Genomic DNA, 6,508 nt, shown 5'->3' with positions numbered 1-6,508 from the left:
AAGGCAAGGACGGAAAGCGTATCGCACAAGGAATAAATTATAGATATGTCCAAGTCATTCAGCGATTTGACGGATATGCTTATGGAAAGGGGGTGGCGGAACTTGCGTAAGGTGCAATTCCTCCCCGTGCCTAAAGGCAGGGGCTTCCTTGCGTAAGTTTCGTGAATAAGATGCAATTTGCACGTCATCGTCGTTTGCGCCAAACAGCAAATTTACGAGCTATGGTGCGTGAAACACATCTTCATATGGAAGATTTCATTTATCCGATTTTTGTGATTGAAGGGGAAAACATAAAAAACGAAGTACCTTCCATGCCGGGGGTGTATCAACAGTCGCTTGATTATGCGCTTGAAGATGTAAAAGAGGCTGTTCAATTAGGTGTACGGTCGATTATCGTATTTGGTGTACCAAACGAGAAAAACGAAATCGCTTCGCAAGCCTATTGTGAGCACGGTGTCGTTCAACGTGCCATTCGCGCGATCAAAGACGCATTTCCGGAACTTGTCGTGATTGCCGACACATGTTTATGCCATTATACGAGCCATGGACATTGTGGTATCGTAGAAAACGGAACGATTGTCAACGACGATACGCTTGAATTATTGGCAAAAACAGCAGTCAGTCAAGCGAAAGCGGGGGCGGACATCATCGCGCCATCTAACATGATGGATGGGTTTGTCGCAGCGATTCGCCAAGCGCTAGATGAAGAAGGATTTACATATGTGCCAATTATGTCCTATGCCGTAAAATACGCATCAGCATTTTACGGTCCATTTCGCGATGCAGCACATAGCGCGCCGCAGTTTGGCGACCGTAAAACGTACCAAATGGATCCTGCTAACCGTCTAGAAGCGTTTCGTGAGGCGCAAGCAGATGTAGAACAAGGAGCCGACTTTCTAATGGTAAAGCCGGCACTATCGTATTTAGATATTATTCGCGATTTAAAAAATCATTTCCATTTGCCGATTGTTGCTTATAACGTCAGCGGAGAATATGCGATGGTGAAAGCAGCCGCCCAAAACGGATGGATCGATGAAAAATCTGTTGTACTTGAAATGTTAACGAGCATGAAGCGCGCAGGCGCCGACTTAATTTTAACGTATTTTGCAAAAGATGTTGCTCGATGGTTAAAGGAGGGGAAATGATGCGTAGTTATGAACGTTCCAAAGCGGCATATGCTGAGGCAGTTAAGCTTATGCCTGGCGGTGTAAACAGCCCGGTGCGCGCATTTAAAGCGGTAAAAATGGATCCGATTTTTATGGCGCGTGGAAAAGGCTCGAAAATTTACGACATTGATGGAAATGAGTATATTGATTACGTCTTGTCTTGGGGACCGCTTATTTTAGGTCATGCGAACGATCAAGTTGTTGAAGCATTAAAACGAGTAGCGGAAACAGGAACAAGTTTTGGTGCCCCAACGTTAATTGAAAATGAACTCGCCAAACTCGTCATGGAGCGCATGCCGTCTATTGAAATCATTCGCATGGTTAGCTCAGGAACAGAAGCGACAATGAGCGCCCTTCGTTTAGCACGCGGCTATACAGGACGAAATAAAATTGTAAAGTTTGAAGGTTGCTATCATGGACATGGCGATTCGCTTTTAATTAAAGCAGGATCGGGCGTTGCTACCCTCGGTTTGCCTGATAGTCCAGGAGTACCAGAAACGGTTGCCCAACATACAATTACTGTACCGTACAACGACTTACAAAGCGTACGTTATGCGTTTGAAAAGTTTGGGGAAGATATTGCAGCGGTCATTGTTGAACCTGTTGCAGGAAATATGGGAGTCGTTCCGCCAGAGCCAGGCTTTTTACAAGGGTTGCGCGATGTGACGAACGAATACGGTGCCCTTCTTATTTTTGATGAAGTGATGACAGGTTTCCGTGTCGACTATTATAGCGGTCAAGGATATTACGGGGTGACACCAGATTTAACGTGCCTTGGAAAAGTCATCGGTGGTGGACTACCAGTCGGGGCATACGGTGGTCGGGCTGATATTATGGAGAAAATTGCACCGAGTGGTCCGATTTATCAAGCCGGTACGTTATCAGGAAATCCGATGGCGATGACAGCTGGCTATGAAACGCTCCGACAACTGACGCCAGAAACGTATGAAGCGTTTAAGAAAAAAGCAAATCGGTTAGCAGAGGGACTAAGTGAAGCGGCAAAAACATACGGTATTCCACATACGATTAACCAAGCTGGCTCGATGATCGGCATGTTCTTTACAAATGAGCGTGTCACAAACTACGAAACGGCAAAAACGTCTAATTTAGACTTATTTGCTCGTTATTATCAAGAAATGGCGAATGAAGGCATTTTCTTACCGCCATCGCAATTTGAAGGCATGTTTTTATCGACTGCGCATACAGATGAAGATATTGAAAAAACAATTGAAGCAGCGCGACGTGCGTTTGCAAAAATTAGCGATTGCCTCTAGGGCATCGCTTTTTTTATGCATACTTCTTTTTTTCTTCTCATAACCATAGTAATGTGAAATGACTTGGACGTTGAAGGAGAGATGAGCATGTTGCGTTTTTCAATTGAAGAAGCGATTGCGTTTCGACGTGAACATCACGTCGATCAACTATTATCGATTTCGCTACAACCGACAATTACAATCGAGGAACAAGAAGATTATGTGTATATTCGTGGTGTGCTACAACTATCCGGAGAATATACAAAACATGAAGAAGATGGAGAAGATGTTGAAACATTTGAACTCGGGCGATACATTGAACAAGTGCGTATGCATGATGAGGAAACGGGTGGATTTTTACATCAATTTCCAATCGACGTAACTGTTCCAAAAGAGCGAGTCGATGATCTTGAACAAGTGTATGTGCTGATCGAATCATTTGATTATGACTTACGGAAAAACGAATTACGTCTTATTGCTGAAGTGGCCATTCACGGTATTCAAATGGATGATGATCGAGAAGACGAAGAAGAGTGGGATGCGTACAACGTAGACGACTTTGAACCGTTTGAAGCTGTTGCCCGTCAAGAAGTATATGAAGAAGAAAAAGAAGAACAAGAAACAATCGTCAATGTACCGACATTTTATATGCTCCATGAAGAACAGGTAGCTGATAATGACGAACATAAAGAAGAACGGATTGATGTTCAAGGAGAGCATGAAGAAGAACAGGTTGATACTCAAAAGGGATATGAAGAAGAACAGGAGAGCAAGCGAGAAGAAACGTCTTTTCAACTTGAATTAAAAGGAAGGGAGACGAATGAAAAGCGAAATGAAAACGCCTTATATTTAACGAAGCTATTCGGTAAAAATGAAGAACAGGCATTTGCACGTTTGAAAATTTGTATCGTCCAACAAGGTGATTCGTTGGACAAGATTGCCGAGCGCTATGATGTATCCGTCCAGCAGTTATTGCGTACAAATCACCTTGAAAGTGGCGCAGATGTACATGAAGGTCAGTTACTATACATTCCAACGCCAAGTAAAGTATAAAAGGGCGGCATGGTGATGAAACAAGCGAGCGTGCAAAAATGGGAAACGATAAATGGAACATACGCGATTAAACGCATCGATTCATTTGCTCATTGGCAGGCGATTGAGCAAGCTTACCGCTTACGCATTCCGCTTGCTATTCCGATTTATGAAGCGAAAAAACGGGGCGGCCAATGGTATTACACAATGCCATGGCTAAAAGAAAAGACGCAACCAGCCTCATCGTTTTTTCACGATTTAGCGCGATGGCATAAACATTCATTAAAAGAAATACAAACGACTGAAGCGGAAATCGACTCTTATTATAAGGAACGAAAAAGCTCACTTGAAAAGGCAAAACAAACATTAACTCATCATATTGAACAATGTGAAAAACAGTGGTATATGTCCCCGTTTCAGTTACAATGTTGCACCCATTTTCTCGATATTATGCGCGCCATCTCGTTTTCTGAACATACGTTAAATGAATGGCGCGAGCGCATGCGTGAAAAAAAGACGGTGCGTATTTGTTATATTCACGGTCGACCATCGTTTCAACACTATGTGGAACGGGATGACGGCACAGCGTATTTTATTAGTTTCGAACGGGCGCGCTGGGCTCCACCATTTCATGATTTACTCTTATTTTTTCGCCAATATTTGTATACGTATCCGTTGACGTGTGATGAAGCGGTACAGTGGCTTGCACAATATGAACAAACATTGGCGCTTGAAGAAGATGAACGGTTATTGTTTTTTCATTTACTTGTTGATCCACATCGGTTTGTTCGTCTCATTCATCGGTACGAACAACAACGTCATGACCGGCAACTGACCGCTGCTTGGCAACGGGCATATTGGCAAATGAAAAATATTGAAGAAAATATGCGTCTGCATTCTCGTGACTTTAGTCATGAGTAAGGACGCTAACCCGGCGCCACTACCTCCATGAAGGGGCGGGAGACGTGTGGGAACGGTTTGAAGAGTGGCTGATGAACGAATATGCCTATGATCCGTGCCGGGACCTTTTGATCATCAACGGCGACGCGGCGTCGTGGATCACAGCCTACCGGGAGTATTTTGGAAAGCGAGCCTGCTTTCAGCTGGATCGATTTCATGTGGAGCGGGAGCTGCGTCAGTGTCTGTCCGACCATCCGCGTTGGCGGGAGGTGCGGAAGAAGCTGGCGAAACAAGACGAAGAGGGGCTTCTGGTGGAGCTGAACAGCGCGGTCGGCACGTTGGAGGACGAAGCGAAAGAGAAGCAGATGGCTGCCATGATCCGTCGGATCGAGTCGATGCCGGGATGCATCCGGGACTATCGGGAGTGGCTGTCGGAGCAAGGGGTGGAGACGACCGGCATGCGTCCGATGGGCCACGCCGAGAGCGTGATGAGCCGGTTTGCGCATCGGGTGAAATCCCGCCGCAGCTGGAAAGACCAAGGGCTTCGGGCGTTTCTGAGGGCGATGGCAGCCCGAATCGACGGGATTTGGCGGAGAAATGGGCAGTTGGTGGAGGAAGAAGAGACCCGAACGGCAGCCTCGGCCTCGACGAAGTCCAAGCGGGTTGAACAGGCCAAACGGAAGGCAGGACGGTTGTGGGCAGATGTGGTGCGTCAGAATCTACCGTGTCTGCAGCGGTCATCCGGGACGCCGATCCATCAAGCGTTGTCGGCGCTTCGGGATTTTGGTTGGGTGTAAAAAAATGGAATACAATATCATCACTTCAAGATGAGGGATGAGAGTCCGAAAGCGCTTACGATATCAATTCCTGAAAATGGTTCGATAACTAGTGATTGACAACACCCGTAGTGAACCGAAAAAATGTTCTCCACAAAGTCTTGACTGACTCTACGATTAGAATTGAAAAATGCCCCAAGTGTTTTTCATCACTTGGGGCATGGACTGAAGTTGCGTTAGCAAATTCGTTCCTTATTTCTTATATTATATTATTTGCTTTTAACCATTCTTCAAATAGCTTACTTCCGACTTCATAAGATAAATCATCTGCATCAACAGTAAAAATCTTGTAACCATATTTTTCATGGAAATCATACTTATCTAATATTTTTTTAACTAATGTAGTATCTTGTTCATTATCTAAAAAAACTACCCATTTATTTTCATTCTGAATTTTATATGCGACTGCTTCTAAATCAACATTGTTCTCATAATATCCTAAATGAAGATGCTGATTTGGATCAAATTTCACGTTTATTCACTCCCTATAATTGATTACCATATGAAGTGATGTTTTTCCATATTAGGAGCTACATGATAATGTAGATAAGGTCCTTTTCCGTCAATATAATGATAATCTAATCTAAAGATAGGCTGTTTAGTTTTTTTGTTACGAACCTGAATAATTCTTCCACCACTTGGTCCATCAATAACATAATTATCTAGATTTTTTAAGGCTTTTTCGATATGGGGCCTAGCTACAGACCAGCCTTTTTCCATTGCCTTTTTTCCTGCTTTACTAGTTAAAGCGCGTAAAGCTGCTGCAACTACAGGTACCCACTGAGCATTTACTTCATCTTGACTTAATTGAGCTTCTGCTTCTTGAATGGCAATAATTTCTTCCATTTCATTAAATACAGAATCACTTGTTAAAAACTCAAATTTTTCATCAAAATTATCAATATTAATATTTTCTAAATTAGTATTATAGTATTCGGATAATTGTTCTATGGTAGCTGGTGCAGCTTGCTCAGCAATTATTTCCACTTCATTATTTTCAAGATTTATAACTTCTTCATAGGTTGGTGTTTGTAACTCTTCTGAAAAAGTATCTTCGCTATTTTCTGTTACTGATATTTCTTTTACTGCTTCTTCTGCATATAAGACGGAAGGACTTACTGCTGTAAATACCATTACAATTGCAATCAAACTAGATAAAAAAACTTTAAAGTTCAAGTTGTCTCGCCTCCTCAACTATATACATGCACCTTAAAACCATGACTTCTGTATGAACACCTTTTTTCATGGCTATACTGCTCCTAAATATTTCTATACAAAAGGAGCGGAATTGGCATGAAACGTTTGAAAATCACAAATGATC

General features: G+C 43.0%; 6 protein-coding genes and 1 pseudogene. 5 read left to right on the top strand and 2 right to left on the bottom strand.

The annotated features are described in order from the left end of the window. Positions 1–170: 170 nt before the first annotated feature. The 5 genes and pseudogenes from hemB to ETB99_RS14275 form a co-directional block, all read left to right on the top strand. Positions 171–1,145, top strand: coding sequence for a porphobilinogen synthase (hemB, locus tag ETB99_RS14295; protein WP_216366207.1), 975 nt, complete (start codon positions 171–173; stop codon positions 1,143–1,145). Further along, complete coding sequence (gene hemL, locus ETB99_RS14290; protein ID WP_171700907.1) at positions 1,145–2,440, top strand: glutamate-1-semialdehyde 2,1-aminomutase; 1,296 nt, start codon at positions 1,145–1,147, stop codon at positions 2,438–2,440. The genes hemB and hemL overlap by 1 nt, the downstream gene beginning before the upstream one ends. Before the next feature lie 87 nt (positions 2,441–2,527). Continuing rightward, positions 2,528–3,472, top strand: a complete 945-nt coding sequence (locus tag ETB99_RS14285; protein ID WP_171700906.1) for a LysM peptidoglycan-binding domain-containing protein — start codon at positions 2,528–2,530, stop codon at positions 3,470–3,472. Between the two features lie 15 nt (positions 3,473–3,487). Further along, on the top strand, positions 3,488–4,372 hold the full coding sequence (locus tag ETB99_RS14280; RefSeq protein WP_171700905.1) for a protein kinase family protein: 885 nt from the start codon (positions 3,488–3,490) through the stop codon (positions 4,370–4,372). Positions 4,373–4,377: 5 nt separating this feature from the next. Beyond that, positions 4,378–5,148: pseudogene (locus tag ETB99_RS14275) on the top strand (UPF0236 family transposase-like protein); the annotation flags it as partial. Between the two features lie 238 nt (positions 5,149–5,386). On the opposite strand, the gene ETB99_RS14270 reads toward ETB99_RS14275, so the two are convergent. Both ETB99_RS14270 and ETB99_RS14265 read right to left on the bottom strand, forming a co-directional pair. After that, positions 5,387–5,659, bottom strand: coding sequence for a DUF3986 family protein (locus ETB99_RS14270; RefSeq protein WP_033026638.1), 273 nt, complete (start codon positions 5,657–5,659; stop codon positions 5,387–5,389). Positions 5,660–5,682: 23 nt separating this feature from the next. Then, positions 5,683–6,363, bottom strand: a complete 681-nt coding sequence (locus ETB99_RS14265; RefSeq protein WP_171700904.1) for a hypothetical protein — start codon at positions 6,361–6,363, stop codon at positions 5,683–5,685. Between the last annotated feature and the right edge of the window lie 145 nt (positions 6,364–6,508).

Origin of the sequence: Anoxybacillus sp. CHMUD (assembly GCF_013096965.1) — a bacterium.
Lineage (GTDB): Bacteria > Bacillota > Bacilli > Bacillales > Anoxybacillaceae > Anoxybacillus > Anoxybacillus kestanbolensis_A.
This window is presented reverse-complemented; position numbering and strand designations above follow the sequence as displayed.